The organism is Kocuria sediminis, assembly GCF_009735315.1.
Classification (GTDB): Bacteria; Actinomycetota; Actinomycetes; order Actinomycetales; family Micrococcaceae; genus Kocuria; species Kocuria turfanensis.
Genome location: NZ_WOGU01000011.1, coordinates 49,021 through 70,150 on the forward strand (window position 1 = coordinate 49,021; position 21,130 = coordinate 70,150).

17 protein-coding genes are annotated in these 21,130 nt (G+C 74.2%); all 17 read left to right on the plus strand.

Annotated features, from left to right (window positions below; genetic code table 11):
* The first annotated feature begins 56 nt into the window (after positions 1 to 56).
* The 17 genes from GMA12_RS13360 (at position 57) to dnaE (ending at position 21,104) form a co-directional block, all read left to right on the plus strand.
* Complete coding sequence (locus tag GMA12_RS13360) at positions 57 to 1,700, plus strand: UDP-N-acetylmuramoyl-L-alanyl-D-glutamate--2,6-diaminopimelate ligase (protein ID WP_156269985.1); 1,644 nt, start codon at positions 57 to 59, stop codon at positions 1,698 to 1,700.
* On the plus strand, positions 1,697 to 3,301 hold the full coding sequence (locus GMA12_RS13365) for a UDP-N-acetylmuramoyl-tripeptide--D-alanyl-D-alanine ligase (protein ID WP_156269986.1): 1,605 nt from the start codon (positions 1,697 to 1,699) through the stop codon (positions 3,299 to 3,301). Before GMA12_RS13360 ends, GMA12_RS13365 begins: the two co-directional genes overlap by 4 nt.
* The gene (gene mraY / locus GMA12_RS13370; protein WP_156269987.1) at positions 3,298 to 4,413 is read left to right on the plus strand and encodes a phospho-N-acetylmuramoyl-pentapeptide-transferase; all 1,116 of its coding nucleotides are present in this window, start codon (positions 3,298 to 3,300) and stop codon (positions 4,411 to 4,413) included. Before GMA12_RS13365 ends, mraY begins: the two co-directional genes overlap by 4 nt.
* Positions 4,410 to 5,933, plus strand: coding sequence for a UDP-N-acetylmuramoyl-L-alanine--D-glutamate ligase (gene murD, locus GMA12_RS13375; RefSeq protein WP_156269988.1), 1,524 nt, complete (start codon positions 4,410 to 4,412; stop codon positions 5,931 to 5,933). The genes mraY and murD overlap by 4 nt, the downstream gene beginning before the upstream one ends.
* Entirely contained in the window at positions 5,930 to 7,165 is a 1,236-nt protein-coding gene (gene ftsW / locus GMA12_RS13380) for a putative lipid II flippase FtsW (RefSeq protein WP_162459847.1), read from the plus strand. The genes murD and ftsW overlap by 4 nt, the downstream gene beginning before the upstream one ends.
* The gene (murG, locus tag GMA12_RS13385) at positions 7,162 to 8,289 is read left to right on the plus strand and encodes an undecaprenyldiphospho-muramoylpentapeptide beta-N-acetylglucosaminyltransferase (protein ID WP_156269989.1); all 1,128 of its coding nucleotides are present in this window, start codon (positions 7,162 to 7,164) and stop codon (positions 8,287 to 8,289) included. The genes ftsW and murG overlap by 4 nt, the downstream gene beginning before the upstream one ends.
* Entirely contained in the window at positions 8,279 to 9,682 is a 1,404-nt protein-coding gene (murC, locus tag GMA12_RS13390) for a UDP-N-acetylmuramate--L-alanine ligase (protein ID WP_162459848.1), read from the plus strand. The genes murG and murC overlap by 11 nt, the downstream gene beginning before the upstream one ends.
* Complete coding sequence (locus GMA12_RS13395; protein ID WP_156269990.1) at positions 9,682 to 10,956, plus strand: cell division protein FtsQ/DivIB; 1,275 nt, start codon at positions 9,682 to 9,684, stop codon at positions 10,954 to 10,956. Before murC ends, GMA12_RS13395 begins: the two co-directional genes overlap by 1 nt.
* Before the next feature lie 249 nt (positions 10,957 to 11,205).
* Complete coding sequence (ftsZ, locus tag GMA12_RS13400; protein WP_156269991.1) at positions 11,206 to 12,453, plus strand: cell division protein FtsZ; 1,248 nt, start codon at positions 11,206 to 11,208, stop codon at positions 12,451 to 12,453.
* Positions 12,454 to 12,560: 107 nt separating this feature from the next.
* Positions 12,561 to 13,301, plus strand: a complete 741-nt coding sequence (locus GMA12_RS13405; protein ID WP_370831577.1) for a purine nucleoside phosphorylase YfiH/LACC1 family protein — start codon at positions 12,561 to 12,563, stop codon at positions 13,299 to 13,301.
* Positions 13,298 to 14,056 carry a YggS family pyridoxal phosphate-dependent enzyme gene (locus GMA12_RS13410; protein WP_156269992.1) on the plus strand — a complete coding sequence of 253 codons (759 nt, stop codon included), beginning with the start codon at positions 13,298 to 13,300 and terminating at the stop codon, positions 14,054 to 14,056. Before GMA12_RS13405 ends, GMA12_RS13410 begins: the two co-directional genes overlap by 4 nt.
* 128 nt (positions 14,057 to 14,184) lie before the next feature.
* Entirely contained in the window at positions 14,185 to 14,715 is a 531-nt protein-coding gene (locus tag GMA12_RS13415) for a cell division protein SepF (RefSeq protein ID WP_047802085.1), read from the plus strand.
* A 9-nt stretch (positions 14,716 to 14,724) separates the two neighbouring features.
* Positions 14,725 to 15,015, plus strand: a complete 291-nt coding sequence (locus GMA12_RS13420; protein ID WP_156269993.1) for a YggT family protein — start codon at positions 14,725 to 14,727, stop codon at positions 15,013 to 15,015.
* 140 nt (positions 15,016 to 15,155) lie between these two features.
* Complete coding sequence (locus tag GMA12_RS13425; protein ID WP_156269994.1) at positions 15,156 to 15,842, plus strand: DivIVA domain-containing protein; 687 nt, start codon at positions 15,156 to 15,158, stop codon at positions 15,840 to 15,842.
* A 151-nt stretch (positions 15,843 to 15,993) separates the two neighbouring features.
* Positions 15,994 to 16,560, plus strand: coding sequence for a signal peptidase II (gene lspA / locus GMA12_RS13430; RefSeq protein ID WP_156269995.1), 567 nt, complete (start codon positions 15,994 to 15,996; stop codon positions 16,558 to 16,560).
* On the plus strand, positions 16,553 to 17,500 hold the full coding sequence (locus GMA12_RS13435) for an RluA family pseudouridine synthase (RefSeq protein ID WP_370831578.1): 948 nt from the start codon (positions 16,553 to 16,555) through the stop codon (positions 17,498 to 17,500). The genes lspA and GMA12_RS13435 overlap by 8 nt, the downstream gene beginning before the upstream one ends.
* A gap of 55 nt (positions 17,501 to 17,555) precedes the next feature.
* The gene (gene dnaE / locus GMA12_RS13440; RefSeq protein WP_162459849.1) at positions 17,556 to 21,104 is read left to right on the plus strand and encodes a DNA polymerase III subunit alpha; all 3,549 of its coding nucleotides are present in this window, start codon (positions 17,556 to 17,558) and stop codon (positions 21,102 to 21,104) included.
* Positions 21,105 to 21,130: the final 26 nt, after the last annotated feature.

Consider the following 21,130-nt stretch of genomic DNA (forward strand, 5'->3'; position numbering starts at 1 on the left):
TTCCCCCCAGCACCTGGCGGACCACCCACCCGCCCTCCAGACCACGAAGGACGTTGATGGACGCGACAGCCCAGCAGGGACACGACGCGCAGACGATGCGCCCCGCCAGGCCCCGCCCGCTGAGCCTCACGGAGGCGGCCCGGCTGGCCGGGGCGGCGGCCCCCGCCCGCACCGTGGACGTCACCGGCATCTCCCTGGACTCCCGGCAGCTGCGCCCGGGGGACCTCTACGCGGCGCTGCCCGGGGCCCGGGCGCACGGCGCGCAGTTCGCGGCACAGGCCGAGCGGTCGGGTGCGGCCGCGGTGCTCACCGACGCGGAGGGCGCCGACCTGCTCGAGCGCACCGGCGTGGACCTGCCCGTCGTCGTGGCCCCGGACCCCCGCCGGTCGGTCGGGACGATCGCGGCCCGCGTCTACGGCTCCCGGCCCGAGGACGGCACCGCCCCGGTGCTCCTCGCGGTGACCGGCACGAACGGCAAGACGACCACGACCTACTTCACCAACTCGCTGCTGCGCGCGCTCGGCCGCACCACCGGGCTGATCGGCACCATCGAGATCCTCGCCGGGGAGCAGGCCATCCCCTCCCGGCTGACCACCCCCGAGGCCCCCCACGTGCACGCCCTGCTCGCCCTCATGCGCGAGCGCGGCATCACCGCGGCGTCCATGGAGGTCTCCTCCCACGCCCTGGAGTTCCACCGGGTCGACGGGGTCCGCTTCGACGTCGCCGGGTTCACCAACCTCACCCAGGACCACCTGGACCTCCACGGGTCCATGGAGGAGTACTTCTCCGTGAAGGCCCGCCTGTTCACGCCCGGGCGGACCGGCCGCGCCGTGGTGGTCCTCCAGGACGAGGACGACGTCTGGGGCGCCCGCATGGCCGCCCACGCCCGGGCGCAGCTCGGCGCGGACCTGGTGGACACGATCGCCCTGCGCGGCGACGTGGCCGAGGACCGGGACGCCGGGCCGGACCGGCACGGCGCCGACTGGACCCTCACCGCCCTGACCCGCCGCGGCATCGGCCACTCCTTCACCCTGGTGCACCGGGACGGCCGCTCGCTGCGCGTGTCCACCGGCCTGCCGGGGGACTTCAACGTCGCCAACGCCGCGCTCGCCGTGGTGATGGTGCTGGCCTCCGGGGTCGACGCCGGGCAGCTGCAGCGCGTGCTCGACGAGGACGACCCGCTCACCACGGACGTGCCCGGGCGCATGCAGCTGATCGGCACCGAGCCGACCGCCGTCGTCGACTTCGCGCACAACCCCGACGCCCTCCGCCGGGCGCTCGCCGCCGTGGAGCCCCCCGACGGACAGGGCCGCGTGATCGTCGTCTTCGGCGCCACCGGGGAGCGGGACCGGACCAAGCGCCCCGTCATGGGCGCGATCGCCGCCCGGCACGCCGACGTGGTGATCGTCACCGACGACGACCCCCACGACGAGGAGCCGGCCGGGATCCGCGAGGAGGTCGCCGCCGGGGCGCGGGCGGCCGCCGGCGCGCGCGCCCAGGAGGTGCTCGTGCTCGCACCGCGGGCCGTGGCCATCCGGGCCGCGGTGGCCATGGCGGGACCGGGCGACTCCGTGCTCGTGGCCGGCCGCGGGCACGAGACGGTCCAGGAGATCCGGGGCGTGGACCACCCGCTCGACGACAGGGAAGAGCTGCGGGCCGCACTGGCGGACGCGCAGCAGGGCCGTAGGGAGGACCGATGATCGAACTGACCGCAGCACAGATCGCGCAGATCACCGGCGGGCGCGCCGTCGGCGACGCCGCCGCGCGGGAGGTCGTCGTCGGGCACGTCACGACCGACTCCCGCGAGGCACGCCCCGGGACGCTGTTCGTGGCGAAGCCGGGCGAGGTCACCGACGGCCACGAGTTCGTGGGCGCGGCCTTCGCCGCCGGGGCGGTGCTGGCCCTGGTGGAACGGGAGGTGACCGACGCCGCCGGCGCGGCCTACCCGGGCGTCCTCGTCCCCGACGTGGTCGAGGCGATGGGCCGGCTGGCCGCCTGGGTCGTGGCCCAGCTGCGCGCCGACCACGAGGTCACGGTCGTCGCGGTGACCGGGTCCGTGGGCAAGACGACCACCAAGGACCTGCTCCGCGGCATCCTCTCCGCCGAGGGCCCCACGGTGGCCCCCCGCGGCTCGTACAACGGCGAGGTCGGGGTGCCCCTGACGGTCTTCGAGTGCACCTCCGAGACGCGCTACCTCGTGGTCGAGATGGGCGCCACCCGGATCGGCAACATCGACTACCTGTGCCGCATGGTCCGCCCCGACGTCGGGGTGGTGCTGTGCGTGGGCTCGGCCCACGCCGGGGAGTTCGGCGGCGTCGCCAACATCGCCCGGGCCAAGGGCGAGATGGTGGAGTCCCTGCGCGCCGACGGGGTGGCCGTCCTCAACGACGACGACGCCCTGGTGCGGCAGATGCACCGGCGCACCGTCGCCCCCGTGCTGTTCTTCGGGGAGTCCCCGGCCAACGCCCTGCCGGACGTCCCGGCCGCCCGGGTCCACGCCTCCGAGGTGCGGCTCGGGCCCGGGGGCAGCCCCGAGTTCCTGCTGCACTTCCCCGACGGCTCCGCGCACCGGATCGTCTCCCGGCTCATCGGGGAGCACCACGTGAGCAACCTCCTCGCGGCCGCCTCCGCGGCCTTCGTGGCCGGGGTGGCCCCGGAGCGGATCGCCGCCTCGCTCAACGCCCAGGGCCCCGCGAGCCGGTGGCGGATGGAGCGCACCGAGCGGGCCGACGGGGTGACCGTGGTCAACGACGCCTACAACGCCAACCCGCAGTCGATGCGCGCGGCGCTGCAGACCCTGGCCCAGCTGGGCCGCGGGACCGGCGGCTCCGCCCCCCGCCGCACGTGGGCGGTGCTGGGCGGCATGCTCGAGCTCGGGGACAGCACCGTCGAGGAGCACGACGCCCTGGGCCGCATGGTCGTGCGGCTCAACATCTCCAAGCTGGTCGCGGTCGGCGAGCTCGCCCGCCCCGTCTACGACGCCGCCCAGCTGGAGGGCTCCTGGGGCAACGAGGCCACGTGGGTGGCCACGGCCGAGGAGGCCGAGGAGATCCTGCGCCGGGAACTGGCCCCGGGCGACATCGTGCTGTTCAAGGCGTCCAACGCCTCCGGTCTCGGGGTGCTGGGCGACCGGGTCGCGGCCACCGCCTCCGCCGGCGCCGACGGGCCCGCGCCCGGCAACGACGCCCCCGCACGCGGCGACCACTGGCGCTCGGCAGGGCCCTTCGTCAACGCCTCCCTCGACGCGAGCGGACGGCCGGTCACCCCGGGCGCCGCCGCCGAGGGGGACGAGCGGGCATGATCCAGATCCTCATGGCCGCCGGGCTCGCCCTCGTGCTGTCCCTGTTCGGGACCCCGGCCTTCATCAAGTTCCTCGCCCGCCGCGGCTACGGCCAGTTCATCCGCGACGACGGGCCGACCAGCCACCACACCAAGCGCGGAACGCCCACGATGGGCGGCGTCGCGATCCTCGGCTCCGTGGTGCTGGCCTACGGCCTCACCCACCTGGCCTCCGGGCTGCTGTGGCCCGCCTACGGCGGGATGACCCTCTCCGGGCTCTCCGCGCTGCTGCTCATGCTCGGCATGGGCCTGGTCGGGTTCATCGACGACTACAAGAAGATCGCCAAGAAGCAGAACCTGGGCCTGAGCCCCCTGGGCAAGATCGTGCTGCAGGGGCTGATCGGCACGGCGTTCGCCCTGCTCGTGCTGCTCGTGCCCGACCCGGAGGGCTCCACCGCCGCGTCCTCGGCGATCTCCTTCACCCGGGACACCGCCCTGGACCTCGCCTTCGCGGGCTCCGTGCTCGGGGCGCTGCTCTTCGTGGTCTGGGTCAACCTCATCGCCACGGCCACCACCAACGCCGTGAACCTCACCGACGGACTGGACGGGCTCGCCACCGGGGCGTCGATCCTGGTGTTCAGCGGCTACATGCTGATCGCCATGTGGCAGAACACCCATCTGTGCGGGACGGTGGCCGAGGGCGTGTGCTACGAGGTGCGCGACGCCGCCGACCTCGCCCTGACCGCGTCCGCGCTGGTGGGCGCCCTCGTGGGCTTCCTGTGGTGGAACACCTCCCCGGCGAAGATCTTCATGGGCGACACCGGATCCCTCGGTCTCGGCGGGGCGCTGGCCGCCTTCGCCGTGCTGACCCGCACCGAGCTGCTGCTCGTGCTGATCGCCGGGCTGTTCGTGGTGATCACGGTCTCCGTGATCCTGCAGGTCGGCTACTTCAAGCTCTCCGGCGGCAAGCGCATCTTCAAGATGGCGCCCCTGCAGCACCACTTCGAGCTCAAGGGCTGGAACGAGGTGACCATCGTGGTCCGCTTCTGGATCATCGCCGGGCTGTTCGTCGCGGCCGCGCTCGGCGTCTTCTACGGCGACTGGCTGCTCTCCCACGGAGGAATGATCCAATGATCCACGCGAGCAACGACAACCCCGTCCTGGACCGCCCGCGGCTGGCCGGGCTCACCGCCTGGGACGCGGACTGGGCCGGGCTGCGCGTGGTCGTGGCCGGGATCGGCGTGTCCGGCTTCGCCGCCGCCGACACCCTGATCGAGCTGGGCGCCCGCGTCGTCGTCGTCGACGGGGCGGACACCCCCGCGAACCGCGGCAAGGCCGACACCCTGCGGATCGTGGGCACCGCCGACGTCCTGCTGGGGGAGGAGCACCAGTCCTCCGTGCCCGACGTCGACGGGCAGCGCCCCGAGCTGGTGGTCACCTCTCCCGGGCTGCGGCCCGACTCCCCGCTGCTGGCCGCCGCGGCCGCCGAGCGGATCCAGATCTGGGGCGACGTCGAGCTCGCCTGGCGGGTCCGGGAGCGCGCCGGGCGCCGGACCGCCGAGTGGGTGTGCGTCACCGGCACCAACGGCAAGACCACCACGGTGGGGATGACGGAGGCGATGCTGCGGGCCGCCGGGCTCACCGTGGCCGCGGTCGGCAACGTGGGCACCCCGATCCTCGACGCGCTGCGCGAGCCGGTGGAGCACGACGTGCTCGTGGTGGAGCTCTCCAGCTTCCAGCTGCACTGGGCGCACTCCGTGTCCCCGCTGGCCTCGGCGGTGCTCAACGTCGCCGAGGACCACGTGGACTGGCACGGCGGCTACGCCAACTACGTCGCGGACAAGTCGCGGATCTACGAGCACACCCGGGTGGCCTGCGTCTACAACGCCCAGCAGCCCGAGACGGTGCGGATGGTCGAGGAGGCCGACGTGGTGGAGGGCTGCCGGGCCGTGGGCTTCACCCTGGAGACCCCCGACGTGAGCATGCTCGGCGTGGTCGAGGACCTGCTGGTGGACCGGGCGTTCCTCGAGGACCGGCGCGGCTCCGCCCTCGAGCTCGCCTCCGTGGCGGACACCGGACCCCTCCCGACCCCGCACGGGGTCGCCAACGCCCTGGCCGCCGCGGCGCTGGCCCGCGCCGCCGGCGCGCCCCCGGAGGCCGTGCGGGACGGGCTGCGCGCCTGGGAGCCCGGCGACCACCGGATCCAGGCCGTGGCCACCACGCACGGGGTCGTGTGGGTCAACGACTCCAAGGCCACCAACCCGCACGCCGCGGACGCCGCCCTGTCGGCCTTCGGCTCGGTGGTGTGGATCGCCGGCGGGCTCTCCAAGGGCGTGTCCTACGACCGGCTCGTGGCCCGGCACGCGGACCGGCTGCGCTCGGTGGTGATCATCGGCACCGACAACGACGGGCTGCTGGCGGCCCTCGCCGAGCACGCCCCCGGCGTCCCCGTCCTGCCGGCCGGGGCGGACGGCGCCACGGACGGGGACGCCGTGATGGCCGCGGCGGTGCGCCTGGCCCACGGGGCGGCGCAGCGGGGGGACACCGTCCTGATGGCCCCGGCGTCCGCGTCGATGGACCAGTTCACCTCCTACGCCCACCGGGGCGACGCGTTCATCCGCGAGGTCGCCGAGCTCGTGGAGCGGCTGTCGTGACGCAGCTCCAGGACCGCCCCGGCGCCGCGGAGAGCGTGACCCGGTCCCGGGGCGGGCTGCGGCGCTTCTGGCGCACGCTCGTGGACGGCCCGCTCGTGCACTCCTACTACGCGCTGGCCGGGTCCGTGCTGCTGCTCACCGGGATCGGCATCATGATGGTGCTCTCCGCCTCCGCGGTGGAGTCCATCTCCGCCCAGGAGTCCGCCTACTCGTACTTCATGAAGCAGGCCACGTACGCGGGCCTGGGCGTCGTGCTGATGTTCGGGCTCTCCTTCGTGCCCACGTCCTGGTACCGGCGCGGCGCCACGGGCCTGCTGGTGCTGGCCGTGCTGCTCCTGCTGCTCGTGTTCACCCCGCTGGGGCAGGAGATCAACGGCAACCGGAACTGGATCGTGGTCGGCGGGCAGTCCTTCCAGCCCTCCGAGGCCGCGAAGCTCGCCGTGTCCGTGTGGCTGGCGATGGTCCTCGCCCGGCAGGGTGACGCCGTGCGCGACTGGCGTCAGGCCCTGTGGCCCTCGGCGCTGGGCATCGGGGTCCCCGCCCTGATGGTCGTGCTCGGCGACGACGTCGGCACCGCCCTGGTCTTCGCCCTCATCTACGCCGCCGCGCTGTTCTTCGCCGGGGCGCCGCTGCGGCTGTTCGCCGTCGCCGCCGCCGGGGCGGTCACGCTGGGGGCGGTCGCGATCGCCGCGGCGCCCCACCGGGTGGACCGCATCACCGGCTGGCTGTTCGGCGAGTGCGGCGCCACCGACGCCTGCTACCAGGCCGACCAGGGGCTCAACGCCCTGGCCTCGGGCGGCTGGTGGGGCGTGGGCCTGGGGCAGTCGCGGCTCAAGTACAACTACGTGCCCGAGGCGCACAACGACTACATCTTCTCCATCATCGGCGAGGAGCTGGGGCTGCTGGGCACGGTGCTGATCCTCGCCCTGTTCGCGGTCATGACCCTGGCGATGGCGCGGATCATCCTGCGCGCGCGCAGCCGGTTCGTGCGGATCGCCACGGCGTGCGTGGTGACGTGGCTGGTGGGACAGGCGTTCATCAACATCGGCATGGTCACCGGGGTGCTCCCGGTGATCGGCGTCCCCCTGCCGTTCATCAGCTACGGTGGGTCCTCGTTGCTGATGAGCCTGGCCGCCGTCGGCGTGGTGATGTCCTTCACCCGCCTGCCGCGGCGGATCCCGGTCCCCTCCCGCACCCCCCGCCCCCGCACCCCGAACGAGGATCGCGCATGACACCGTCCGAACCGACCACCGAGGGCGCCGCCCCGTCGGTCCTGCTCGCCGGCGGCGGCACCGCCGGGCACGTGAGCCCCCTGCTGGCCGTCGCCGCCGCCCTGCGCGAGCAGGCGCCGGGAGCCCGGCTCACGGCGGTGGGCACCGCCTCCGGGATGGAGACGCGGCTCGTGCCGCAGGCCGGGCTGGCGCTCGAGCTCGTCGACCGGGTGCCGCTGCCCCGGCGGATCTCCGTGGACCTCGCCCGGCTGCCCGGCCGGCTGCTCGCCGCCGTGCGGCAGGCGGGGGAGATCCTGGACCGGGTGCGCCCCGACGTGGTGGTCGGCGTCGGCGGGTACGTCTGCACCCCGGTCTACCTGGCCGCCGCCCGGCGCGGGCTGCCCGTCGTGGTGCACGAGGCGAACGCCCGCCCCGGCCTCGCCAACCGGGTGGGCGCGCGCTGGGCCCGGACCGTGGCCACCGCGTTCCCCGGCACGCCCCTGCGCGGGGCGGTCACCGTGGGCATGCCCATGCGCCGGGAGATCGCCGGCCTGGACCGGGCGGGCCGGCGCGCCGAGGCCCGCCGGTCCTTCGGGCTCGACCCCGAGCTGCCCACCGTCGTGGTCACCGGCGGCTCCTCCGGAGCCCTGAACATGAACCGGACCGTGGCCGCGGTGGCCGGGGAGGTCGCCGCCCACGGCCACCAGCTGCTGCACGTCACCGGTCGCGGCAAGCAGGTCACCCGCGACGACGGCACGTTGCTGGAGGCCCCCGGCTACGTGCAGGTCGAGTACGTCGACGGCATGGAGCGGGTCTACGCCGCCGCGGACCTGCTCGTGGCCCGCGCCGGGGCGGCGACCGTCTCCGAGGTCGCGGCCGTCGGGCTGCCGGCCGTGTTCGTGCCGCTGCCCGTGGGCAACGGCGAGCAGGAGCTCAACGCCGCCTCCCTCGTGGCCGCGGGCGCGGCGCGGCTGGTGTCCGACGACGCCTTCACCCCCGGCTGGTACCGCGAGCACGTCCACCCGCTGCTGGCCGAGCCGGACCGGCTCGCCGCCATGGCCGCCGCCAGCCGGGAGCACGGCGTGCGCGACGCCGACGCCGTCCTGGCGCGGCTGATCCTCGAGGAGGTCCCCCGTGGTCGCTGAGCACCAGCTCGACCCCGGCCGGCTGGGCCGGGTGCACTTCATCGGCATGGGCGGGGCCGGCATGTCCGCCGTCGCCAAGCTCATGCTCGCCCACGGCGTCCCGGTCAGCGGCTCCGACCGCCAGGACTCCCCGGCGCTGCGCCAGCTCGAGGACCTGGGCGCCACGGTGTTCGTGGGCCAGCGGGCCGAGCACGTCACCGGGGCCCGGACCGTGGTCGTCTCCACCGCCATCCCCCCGGAGGACCCCGAGTACGCCGCGGCGCGGGCCGCCGGGCTGCGCGTGGTGCACCGCTCCGACGCCCTGGCCGCCACCATGCACGGCCGCGACGTCGTGGCGGTGGCGGGCACCCACGGCAAGACCACCACGAGCGCGATGGCCGCCCTGGCGCTGCACGCCGCCGGCCGGCACCCGTCCTGGGCGATCGGCGCGCACGTGGCCGACCTGGGGGCCAACGCCGCCCTCGGGGACGGGCGGTGGTTCGTGGCGGAGGCCGACGAGTCCGACGGCTCCTTCCTCACGTACGGTCCCCGGATCGCGGTGGTCACCAACATCGAGCCGGACCACCTCGACTTCTACCCGTCCCGCGCGGCCTTCTACCAGGCCTTCGACGACTTCGCCGCGACCTTGACCGAGGACGGGCTGCTCGTGGCCTGCCAGGACGACCCCGGCTCGCGGGCCCTGGCCGAACGGCACCGGGCCGCGGGCGGGCGGGTGGTCAGCTACGGCACCGACGCCACCGCGGACGTCCGGGTGCTCCCGCACGGGAGCGACGGACTGCGCACCCGCAGCACCCTGGTGCTGGGGGAGGGCGCCGACCGCCGCGAGGAGCAGCTCGAGCTCGCGGTGCCCGGGCGGCACAACGTGCTCAACGCCACCGCCGCCTTCTGCGTGGCCGTCGAGGCCGGGGTCCCGCCCGCGGACGCGGTGCGCGGGCTGGCCGGCTTCCACGGCTCGGCCCGGCGCTTCGACCTGCGGGGCGAGGGGCGCGGCGTGCGGGTCTTCGACGACTACGCCCACCACCCCACGGAGGTCGTCGCGGCCCTCACCGCGGCCCGGGAGGTCGCCGGCGGGCACCGGGTGATCGCCATCTTCCAGCCCCACCTGTTCTCCCGGACCCGGGAGTTCGCCGCGGAGTTCGCCGACGCCCTGGCCCTCGCGGACGAGAGCCTGGTCATCGACGTCTTCGCCGCGCGCGAGCAGCCGGTCGCCGGGCTGACCAGCGAGGTCATCACCGACCGCGCCCCCGACCACGTCCGCTACGTCCCCGACGGCGCGCAGGCGGTCGCCGAGGCCGCCCGCGCCGCCCGCCCCGGCGACCTGGTGCTCACGGTCGGGGCCGGTGACGTCACCCGGCTCGGCCCCCTGCTCGTGGACCGGCTCGGGGAGAGCTGATGAGCCGGCACGGCCGACCGCACCAGCCCCGGTTCGGGGAGGACCCCCGGGACGCCGGCACCGGTGCCCCGGCCCCGGAGCCCGCCGCCCCGGAGACCGCGACCCCGGAGTCCGCCGCCCCGGAGACGCCGGCCGAGGGCACGTCCACCTCGGGCCCCCTCGACCCGGGTGCCTCCGCCGGAGGCGGCCGGGACGGTGGCCCCGGGGACACCACCGGAGACACCGCCGCCGGGCCCTGGTCCGCGGTCCCCGCCGAGGGCGCGGGGCGGAGCGGACGGGTGCGCGTGAACGACGGGACCAAGGTCTCGCCCGTCTCCGACGAGGACGAGCTCGTGGAGGTCCCCGCGGCGGGCGGCCGGTTCAGCGCCTGGCGACGGCACCGGCAGGAGCGCGCGCCGTCCCGGACGCTCACCGCCTCCCGGGTGCCGGCGGAGCCCGCCCACCACGGCTCCACCGCCGTGGGTTCCCCTGCGGCCGGTTCCCCTGAAACCAGGTCCCCCGCGGCCGGGTCCACCGCGGTCGGCTCCGGCGTGGTCGGCTCCAGCGCGGGCGGGGCCACCGTCGTCGCGTTCCCCGCCTCGGCCGGGGCCCGGCGCCGGCGCCGGCGGCTCGGCGCCGCCCTGGGGGCGCTCGTGGCCCTCGCCGTGCTCGCCGGCGTCCTGTTCCTCTCCCCGGCCCTCGCGGTGCGGGACATCTCCGTGCGCGGCGCCCAGCTGACCGACCCCGCCAGCGTCGAGGAGACCCTGGAGGGCTACCGCGGGATCCCGCTGACCCGGATCTCCAAGCAGGAGGTCCGGGCGCGCGTGGGGGCGGTCCCGCAGGTCCGCTCGATCGAGGTCGTGCTCGAGCCCCCGCACCACCTGATCGTGGAGCTGCACGAGCGGGTGCCGGTGGCCGCGGTCCAGGACGGTGACGAGTTCGCGGTCGTGGACTCGGAGGGCGTGCGGCTCACCACCGCGGCCACCGCCGAGGAGGCGGCCGTGCCGGTGGTCACCGGGGGTCCCGACGTGCTGGAGGGCGAACGGTTCGACGCCATCGCCGACGTGCTGGCCGCCCTGCCCGAGTCCGTCCTCGCCCAGCTGCGCACGGCCTCGGCCGAGTCCCTGTCCTCCGTGGAGCTGACGTTCTCCGACGGCCGCACCGTCGTGTGGGGCACCGCCGAGGACAGCGAGCTGAAGGCGCAGGTGCTCCGGGAGCTCGTCGAGGCGCGCGGGGCCGGCAGCGGCGTGGAGACCTACGACGTGTCCAGCCCGACGCGCCCCGTCGTGCGCTGAGCACCGCGTGCTGCGGCTCAGCCTCCACCAGAGCTTGAGACCTGGGCCGCACACCGGCGTGGCCTGCGGTTTTGGCGAAAAGTGTCGAAAGCGGTATGGCTTGTCGTGCAGGTGGTCCCCTCGGTTGTTAGTCTTGACCCGACATCCAACCGCCAGGAGAAGCAGCTGACGGCCTGACGTTCCACCTTCGATCGAAGGTTGAGCAACGGCTCGCGACCCCGGCCCCGAACCATCTCGAGTTAGGTACCCATGGACTCCTCCACCCCCCAGAACTACTTGGCCGTCATCAAGGTCGTCGGAATCGGCGGCGGCGGCGTCAACGCCGTCAACCGGATGATCGAGGAGGGGCTGCGCGGCGTCGAGTTCATCGCGATCAACACGGACGCCCAGGCCCTGCTGATGAGCGACGCCGACGTCAAGCTCGACGTCGGGCGCGAGCTGACCCGCGGCCTGGGCGCCGGCGCCAACCCCGATGTCGGGCGCCAGGCGGCGGAGGACCACCACGAGGAGATCGAGGAGGTCCTCAAGGGGGCCGACATGGTGTTCGTGACCGCCGGCGAGGGCGGCGGCACCGGCACCGGCGGCGCCCCCGTGGTCGCCCGGATCGCCCGCTCCCTGGGGGCCCTGACCATCGGCGTGGTCACCCGCCCGTTCACCTTCGAGGGCCGGCGCCGCTCCAACCAGGCGGAGAACGGCATCGAGACGCTGCGCGACGAGGTCGACACCCTCATCGTGATCCCGAACGACCGGCTGCTGTCGATCTCCGACCGCAACGTGTCCATGCTCGACGCCTTCAAGTCCGCGGACCAGGTGCTGCTCTCCGGCGTGCAGGGGATCACCGACCTGATCACCACCCCGGGCCTGATCAACCTCGACTTCGCCGACGTGAAGTCCGTGATGCAGGGCGCCGGCTCGGCGCTCATGGGCATCGGCGCGGCGCAGGGCGAGGACCGCGCGGTGAAGGCCGCGGAGCTCGCCATCGCGTCCCCGCTGCTGGAGGCCTCCATCGACGGCGCCCACGGCGTGCTGCTGTCCATCCAGGGCGGCTCCGACCTCGGCCTGTTCGAGATCAACGAGGCCGCCCGCCTGGTCCAGGAGGTGGCCCACCCCGAGGCGAACATCATCTTCGGCGCCGTCATCGACGACGCCCTCGGCGACCAGGCCCGGGTCACCGTCATCGCCGCCGGCTTCGACTCCGTGAGCCCGGAGACCAACGCGAACAACACCAACGCCGCCGCCCAGCAGGCCGCGAGCACCCGCGCCGCCTTCGGCTCCGGCGCCGGCCAGCCCGCCGGCCTGGGCCGCTCCCCGCAGCGCGGCGGCACCGCCTCCTTCGGCCAGCCCGCCACCGCGCAGCGGTGGGCCCAGCCGGTGGCCAACGACGACGTGCCCGACGACGCCGGCTTCGACGTCGACCTGCCCGCCGAGGCCGAGGCCGGCCAGCCCGCCGGCTCCGCCCGCAAGGACTCCCTGGACTTCCCCGACTTCCTGAAGTGAGTCCGGGCCCGGGGGCGGACGCGGTGCACCGCGTCCGCCCCCGGGCGTTTAACCCCGCCCCGTCCGTCCGTCCGGCGGCCGGTGCGGCACGACAGAGGAGGACCAGGGTGTTCTGGTGGCAGGACGAGGTCGGGCCGGGCGTCCGGATGGCCTTCACGGACCGCAGCGCGGGCAACCTCGCGCTGCACACGGGTGACGACCCGGCCGCGGTGCGCCGCCGCCGGGCCGCCCTCGAGCGGTCGATGGGAGTGGCCGCCGGCTCCCTGCTCTTCCTGGAGCAGGTGCACGGCACCGACGTCGTCGACGCCGACCGCCCCGACCGCGCGGCGGTGCCCGTGGCCGACGCCGCGGTCTCGGCCACGGGCGTGCCGCTGGCCGTGATGGTGGCCGACTGCGTGCCCGTGCTGCTCCTGGGCGAGGGGCCCACGGGCCCGGTCACGGCCGTGGCGCACGCCGGGCGGCGCGGTCTGCTCGGCGGCGTGCTGGAGCGCACCGTGGAGCGGCTGCGGGAGCGGGGCGCGGACCGGCTCGCGGCTTGGGTGGGGCCCTCGATCTGCGGCAGCTGCTACGAGGTGCCGGCCGCGATGCGGGAGGAGTCGCTGCGGCGGATCCCCGCGGTGGCCGCCACCACGTCCTGGGGCACCCCGGCCCTGGACCTGCGCGCCGGCGCCCGGGACCGGCTCGCCGGCCTCGGCGTGGCCGTCACCGAACCCTCGGCCGACGGCGGGCCGGTCTGCACCCTGGAGGACGAGCGGCTCTCCTCGCACCGGCGGGACCCCGGCTCGGGCCGGATCGTCGGCCTCGTCTGGCGCGGCCGCCCCGGCGCCCGGGCGGAGCGCACGGCATGAGCGCCGGTGCGGACGACCCGCGCAGCCGCGAGCTCGCCGAGGCCCTGGGGCGCGTCCGGGCCCGGATCGGCGCCGCGGCCCGGGGCGCCGGCGCCCCGGAGCCCACGCTGATCGCCGTCACCAAGTTCTTCCCCGCCGCGGACGTCCTCCGGCTGCACCGGCTGGGCGTGCGCGACGTGGGGGAGAACCGGGACCAGGAGGCCGCCGCCAAGGCGCGGGAGGTCGCGGAGCACCTCGACGGCCCCCTCGCCTGGCACTTCATCGGCCAGCTCCAGTCGAACAAGGCGAAGTCCGTGGTCCGCTACGCCTCGTGGGTGCACTCGGTGGACCGCGGCTCCCTCGTCACCGCCCTGGGCAAGGCGGTGCGGCGGCACCGGGAGGAGGCCGCCGCCGGGCAGGTCCCCGGCGGTCCGTGCACCCAGCAGGACCTCACCTGCCTGGTGCAGGTGTCCCTGGACGCGGAGGAGCACCGGGGCGGCGCCCGCCCCGAGGACGTCGTGGGGCTCGCGGAGCAGATCGCCGCCACGGAGGGGCTGCGCGCCGGCGGGGTCATGGCCGTCGCCCCGCTGGGCGCGGCCGCGGGCCCGGCCTTCGACCGCCTGCAGGCCCTGTCGCACCGGGTGCGGGAGGCGCTGCCGGGGGCCACCGCCGTCTCCGCGGGCATGAGCCAGGACCTCGAGGAGGCCGTCGCCCGGGGAGCCACGCACGTGCGCGTCGGCTCCGATATCCTCGGCCCCCGACCGCCCGTAGGATAGCTTGGAGGACGGCCCTGCGGGGCCAGGGCCGTACCGCGATCCGTGCAGCACGACGGGCGCCGGGCGGTCCGAGGATCCCGGAACTCCCCCCACCGCCGATATCCGCACAGACAGTCAAGGAGAGCACCATGGCCGGAGCGTTGCGCCGCACCATGATCTATCTCGGCCTCGCCGAGACGGACGAGGACTACGACGACGACCCGACGCCTGCCCGCCAGGAGCACCAGTCCGCCGTCGCGGTCCGCGAGGAGCCGCGCGAGGCCCGCGCCCACGAGTCCACGGCCGTGGCCGTGCCGCGCCGGTCGGCCGAGTACCGGGCGCCGGTCACCCCCATCAAACGCGCCCCCTCCAGCTCTCGAGAGGACAGCTCGACCTTGCGCACGATCACCACGGTCCACCCCCGCTCCTACAACGACGCGAAGTCCATCGGCGAGGCCTTCCGCGAGGGCACCCCTGTCATCATGAACGTCAGCGACATGGGCGACGCCGAGGCCAAGCGGCTGGTGGACTTCTCCGCCGGGCTGGTCTTCGCCCTCCACGGCTCCATCGAGCGGGTGACCGGCAAGGTCTTCCTGCTCACCCCGTCCTACGTCGAGGTCGTCGGCCACCCGGCCGGCGGCGAGGCCGAGGACGGCACCGACGACCACCCGGAGGACTGAGGCGGACCGATGGACCTGTTGCTCTCCCTGCTGTACCTGGCCCTGCACCTCGTGTACGTGGCGCTGCTGGCCCGCCTCGTCCTGGACTGGGTGCAGATGTTCGCCCGCAGCTGGCGGCCCCGCGGCGTCGCCCTCGTGGGCGCCTCGGCCGTGTACACCGTCACCGACCCGCCCATGCGCTGGCTGCGCCGGATCGTGCCGCCGCTGCGCTTCGGCGGCGTGGCCCTGGACCTCGGCTTCCTGATCCTCATCTTCGCCGTCAGCATCGTCCAGGGCATCGTCGGCTCCCTGCTGGTCTGAACCGGCCCCGCTGCGACCTGCCTGTACTCTGTAACCGCACGACCCACCGGGTGCCGGCCGCCGGTCCGCCCCCGGCGCCGGTCGGACGGAGCCCCCCGCCGCGGGCCGCGCCCGCGCCCCGCCCTAGGAGGAATGCACTCATGGCCCTGACGCCCGAAGACGTCATCAACAAGCGGTTCCAGCCCACCAAGTTCCGGGAGGGCTACGACCAGGACGAGGTCGACGACTTCCTCGACGAGATCGTCGTGGAGCTGCGGCGCCTGAACCAGGAGAACACGGACCTCAAGCAGCAGCTCGAGACGGCCGGGCAGCCGGTCGCCCCCCGGGAGCCCGCGCCGGTCGCCGAGGCGGGCCCGGCCGCGGCCGAGGAGCCCGCCGCCGGACCGGGCGTCGCCGGGACCGCGGTGACCGAGCCCGCCGTCGCCGAGCCGGTCCCCGCCGAGCCGTCCGCCGCGGAGAGCCCGGCCGGCGCCGCGCAGTCCGCGGCCGGGGTGCTCGCGATGGCGCAGAAGCTGCACGACGAGTACGTCGCCGAGGGCACCGCGGAGCGCGACCGGCTCGTCGCCGAGGCCCGGGTCCAGGCCGAGGAGCTCGTCGAGGACGCACGGCGCACCCGCGAGCAGACTTTGACCGCCCTGCGGGACGAGGAGGCCGCGCTGCAGACCCGGGTCGCGGGGCTGCGCGGCTTCGAGCAGGACTACCGGGAGAAGCTCAGGGGCTTCATCCAGGAGCAGCTGCACGACCTGGAGACCACCCCGGCCCTCGAGCCCGCGCCTCCCGCCGACGGCGGCGAGACGTCCGCCGCGGCCCCGGCCGCCCAGGCCTGAGCCCCCGCGCACGGGGATCCCGACGGAGGGACCGGCCGCGCGGCCGGTCCCTCCGTCGTGGTCCCGGCCCCGCGCCCGCCCCGGCCGACGTGACACCATGGACCCGGGCCCGGCCGTCCGGGCCCGCACCCCGACCCCTTCCGAGGAGAGCATGAGCGAGCACCCCGAAGCCCCCGCGGGCACCACCGGCGGGGCGGGCCGCCGCCGCGTGCTGCTCCTCGCAGCGGCCGCCGCGCTGCTGGTCTACGTCCTGGACCAGCTCACCAAGTGGTGGGTGGTGAGCACCATGGCGCTCGGCCAGCGGACCCCGGTGGTCGAGGGCCTGCTGTGGTGGCAGTTCATCCGCAACCCGGGGGCGGCCTTCTCCCTGGGCGAGAACGTGACCTGGCTGTTCACCCTGGTCATGGCGGTCGTCTCCGTGGTGATCGTGCTGACGCTGCGCCGGGTGCGCTCGGCAGGGTGGGCCCTGGCCCTGGGCCTGGTCCTCGGCGGGGCCCTCGGCAACCTCACCGACCGCCTCCTGCGGGAGCCGGGCTTCGCGGTGGGCCACGTGGTGGACTTCATCGCCGTGCCGCGCTTCGCGATCTTCAACATCGCCGACTGCGGGGTGGTGGTGGGCGTGGGCCTGGTGGTGCTCCTGACCCTGCTCGGCCGGGAGCTCGACGGCACCCGCGCCGCGGACCGGACCGCGCCCGAGGAGGAGGGCTCCCGTGGCTGAGCCGGAGCACACCACCGAGCGCTTCACCGTGCCGCCCGAGCTGGAGGGCCAGCGCGCCGACGCGGCGGTCGCCGCCCTCACGGGCCTCTCCCGCTCCGCCGCGGCCGCCCTGTGCGCGGAGGGGCGGGTGCTGCACCGCGGCCGCCCCGTCCCCAAGTCCTTCCGGGTGGAGGCCGCCCAGACGCTCACCGTGCAGGTGCCCGTGCCGGAGGACCCGTCCCGGATCGTCCCGCAGCTGGTCGAGGACTTCCGGGTGGTCCACCTGGACGACGACATCGTGGTGATCGACAAGCCGGCGGGGGTGGCCGCCCACCCGTCGCCGGGCTGGAAGGGGCCCACCGTGGTGGGCGCCCTGGCCGGGGCCGGCGTGACCGTGAGCACCTCCGGGGCGCCGGAGCGGCAGGGCGTGGTGCACCGGCTCGACGTCGGCACGTCCGGGCTGATGGTCGTGGCCCGCACCGAGCGGGCGTACACCGCGCTGAAGCGGGCGTTCAAGGAGCGGACGGTCACGAAGGTCTACCACACCGTGGTCCAGGGCCTGCCGGACCCGCTGCGCGGGACCGTCGACGCCCCGATCGGGCGCCACCCCGGCTACGACTGGCGCTTCGCCGTGGTCGAGGGCGGGCGCGCGTCGGTCACCCACTACGAGGTGCTGGAGGCCTTCGGGCGCGCGGCCCTGGTGGAGGTCCACCTGGAGACCGGGCGCACCCACCAGATCCGGGTGCACTTCTCGGCACTGCGCCACCCCTGCTGCGGGGACCTGACCTACGGGGCGGACCCGGCGCTGTCGGCCGGGCTCGGGCTGACCCGGCAGTGGCTGCACGCCCAGCGGCTGGGCTTCGAGCACCCCGGCACGGGCGAGGCGGTCGAGTTCGACAGCCCCTATCCGCCGGACCTCGCCTTCGCCCTGGAGACCCTCCGGGACGGCGGGCCGGCCTGACCCGGCGGGCCCCCGGCGCGGCGGCGCGGTCGGCGGGGACGACTACACTGGTCGGGTGACGACGGCATCCGGCAAGAACAGCTTCACCCACCTGCACGTGCACACCGAGTACTCCATGCTCGACGGTGCGGCACGTCTCGACGACCTCTTCGAGGCCTGCCACCAGATGGGGATGTCCTCCCTCGCGACCACCGACCACGGGTTCGTCTTCGGCGCCTTCGACTTCTGGAACAAGGCCCGCAACGCGGGGATCAAGCCGATCATCGGGGTGGAGGCCTACCTCACCCCGGGCACCGCCCGCTCGGACCGCACCCGCGTGAAGTTCGCCGACGGCGGCCGCGACGACGTCTCCGGCGGCGGCGCCTACACGCACATGACGCTGCTGGCCGAGACGACGCAGGGCATGCAGAACCTGTTCCGCGCCTCATCCCTGGCCTCCCTCGAGGGCCAGCTGTACAAGCCGCGCATGGACCGGGAGCTGCTGAGCACCTACGGCAAGGGCCTGATCGCCACCACGGGCTGCCCCTCCGGCGAGGTCCAGACCCGGCTGCGCCTGGGCCAGTACCAGGAGGCCCGCCAGGCCGCCGCGGAGTTCCGGGACATCTTCGGGGCCGAGAACTTCTACTGCGAGCTCATGGACCACGGTCTCGCGATCGAGAAGAACGTCACGAGCGACCTGCTCAAGCTGGCCAAGGACCTGCAGCTGCCGCTGGTGGCCACCAACGACCTGCACTACACCCACGCCGAGGACGCGAAGTCCCACGCGGCGCTGCTGTGCGTGCAGTCCGGCTCCACCCTGGCCGACCCCAAGCGGTTCAAGTTCGACGCGGACGAGTTCTACCTGAAGTCCCCGGCCGAGATGCGCGAGCTCTTCCGGGACTTCCCGGAGGCCTGCGACAACACCCTCGAGATCGCCGAGCGCTGCCACGTGGAGTTCGACACCTCCGCCAACTACATGCCCCGCTTCCCGACCCCGGAGGGCCACGACGAGGAGTCCTGGTTCGTGGAGGAGGTGCAGAAGGGCCTGCACCACCGCTTCCCCGGCGGGATCCCCGAGGACGTCCAGCGCCAGGCGGACTACGAGAAGGGCATCATCCTGCAGATGGGCTTCCCCGGGTACTTCCTGGTGGTCGCCGACTTCATCAACTGGGCGAAGAACAACGGGATCCGGGTGGGCCCGGGCCGCGGCTCCGGGGCCGGGTCCATGGTCGCCTACGCCATGCGCATCACCGAGCTGAACCCGCTCCAGCACGGGCTGATCTTCGAGCGCTTCCTCAACCCGGACCGCGTGTCCATGCCCGACTTCGACGTCGACTTCGACGACCGCCGCCGCTCGGAGGTCATCCACTACGTCACCGAGAAGTACGGCGACGAGCGCGTGGCCATGATCGTCACCTACGGCACCATCAAGGCCAAGCAGGCCCTGAAGGACTCCTCCCGCGTGCTCGGCTACCCGTTCTCCATGGGGGAGAAGCTGACCAAGGCCATGCCGCCGGACGTCATGGGCAAGGGCATCTCCCTCAAGGACGTCTACGACGAGTCCGCCAAGCGCCACGGCGAGGCCGACGAGCTGCGCGAGGTCCTCGCCCAGGATCCCGAGGCGAAGAAGATCTTCGAGACCGCCGAGGGGCTCGAGGGCCTCAAGCGGCAGTGGGGGGTGCACGCGGCGGGCGTGATCATGTCCTCGCACCCGCTGATCGACATCATCCCGATCATGCGCCGCGAGCAGGACGGCCAGGTGATCACCCAGTTCGACTACCCCACGTGCGAGGGGCTGGGGCTGATCAAGATGGACTTCCTGGGCCTGCGCAACCTCACGATCATCTCCGACGCCCTGGAGAACATCACGCTCAACCAGGACGGCTTCGTCCTGGACCTCGAGCACCTCGGCCTCGAGGACGCCGAGTCCTACGAGCTGCTGGCCCGCGGCGACACCCTCGGGGTGTTCCAGCTCGACGGCGGGCCCATGCGCCAGCTGCTCAAGCTCATGCGCCCGGACAACTTCGAGGACATCTCCGCCGTGATCGCCCTCTACCGGCCCGGTCCGATGGGCGCGAACTCGCACACCAACTACGCGCTGCGCAAGACCGGCCAGCAGGAGATCACCCCGATCCACCCCGAGCTCGAGGAGCCGCTCGCGGAGATCCTCAACACGACCTACGGGCTGATCGTCTACCAGGAGCAGGTCATGGCGATCGCCCAGAAGGTGGCCGGCTTCTCGCTGGGCCAGGCGGACATCCTGCGCCGCGCCATGGGCAAGAAGAAGAAGTCCGAGCTGGACAAGCAGTACGCGGGCTTCCACGGGGGCATGGTGGAGCGCGGCTACTCGGAGGGCGCCATCAAGGCCCTGTGGGACATCCTGCTGCCGTTCTCCGACTACGCCTTCAACAAGGCCCACTCCGCGGCCTACGGCCTCGTCTCCTACTGGACGGCCTACCTCAAGGCGCACTACCCGGCCGAGTACATGGCCGCGCTGCTCACCTCGGTGGGCGACGACAAGGACAAGCTGGCCCTCTACCTCACCGAGTGCCGCCGGATGGGCATCACCGTGCTGCCCCCGGACGTCAACGAGTCCGCGCTGAACTTCACCCCGGTGGGCACCGACATCCGCTTCGGCATGGGCGCGGTGCGCAACGTGGGGGCCAACGTGGTCGGCGCCATGGTCGAGGCCCGGGAGGAGCACGGCGCCTTCACCTCCTTCAACGACTTCCTCGCCAAGGTCCCCGCGGTGGTGTGCAACAAGCGCACCATCGAGTCCCTGGTCAAGGCCGGCGCCTTCGACAGGCTGGGCCACACCCGGCGGGGCCTAGTGATGTGCCACGAGGAGGCCGTGGACGCCACGGTGGCCGTCAAGCGCCAGGAGGCGGCCGGGCAGTTCGACCTCTTCGGCGGCATGGGCCTGGACGAGGAGGACCCCTCCACCTCGCTGACCGTGGCGGTGCCCGACGTCCCCGAGTGGGAGCGCAAGGACCTGCTGGCCTTCGAGCGCGAGATGCTGGGCCTGTACGTGTCCGACCACCCGCTGCGCGGGCTCGACGAGGCCCTGGGCCAGTACGCCGACACCTCGATCCAGCCGCTGCTGGGGGAGGACGGCCGGCCCGACGGCGCGGTCGTCACGGTCGCGGGCATGATCACGTCCCTGTCCCGGCGGATCGCCAAGACCTCCGGCAACGCCTACGCCCGGGTGGAGCTCGAGGACCGGACCGGCTCGATCGAGATCATGTTCTTCGGCAAGGCCTACGCCCCCATCGCAGGGGTGCTGGCCGAGGACCTGATCTGCGTGATCAAGGGCCGCCTGCAGCGCCGGGACGACGGCTCGGTGACCATCTCCGCCCAGGAGCTGACGGTGCCGGAGCTCTCCGCGGACGGGCACAACGGCCCGGTGCTGATCGCGCTGCCCGAGTTCCGCGCCACCGAGGCCACGGTCCAGGAGATCGGGGCGGTGCTGCGCAACCACCGCGGGGACTCCGAGGTGCGCATCCACCTCGAGACCCGGCAGAAGGTGCAGATCCTGCGGCTGGGCCCGGACCTGCGGGTGAACCCCTCGCCGGCCCTGTTCGGGGACCTGAAGGTGCTGCTCGGGCCCACCTGCCTGGAGGTCTAGCCGACCGGGCCGGAGAGCGCAAGACC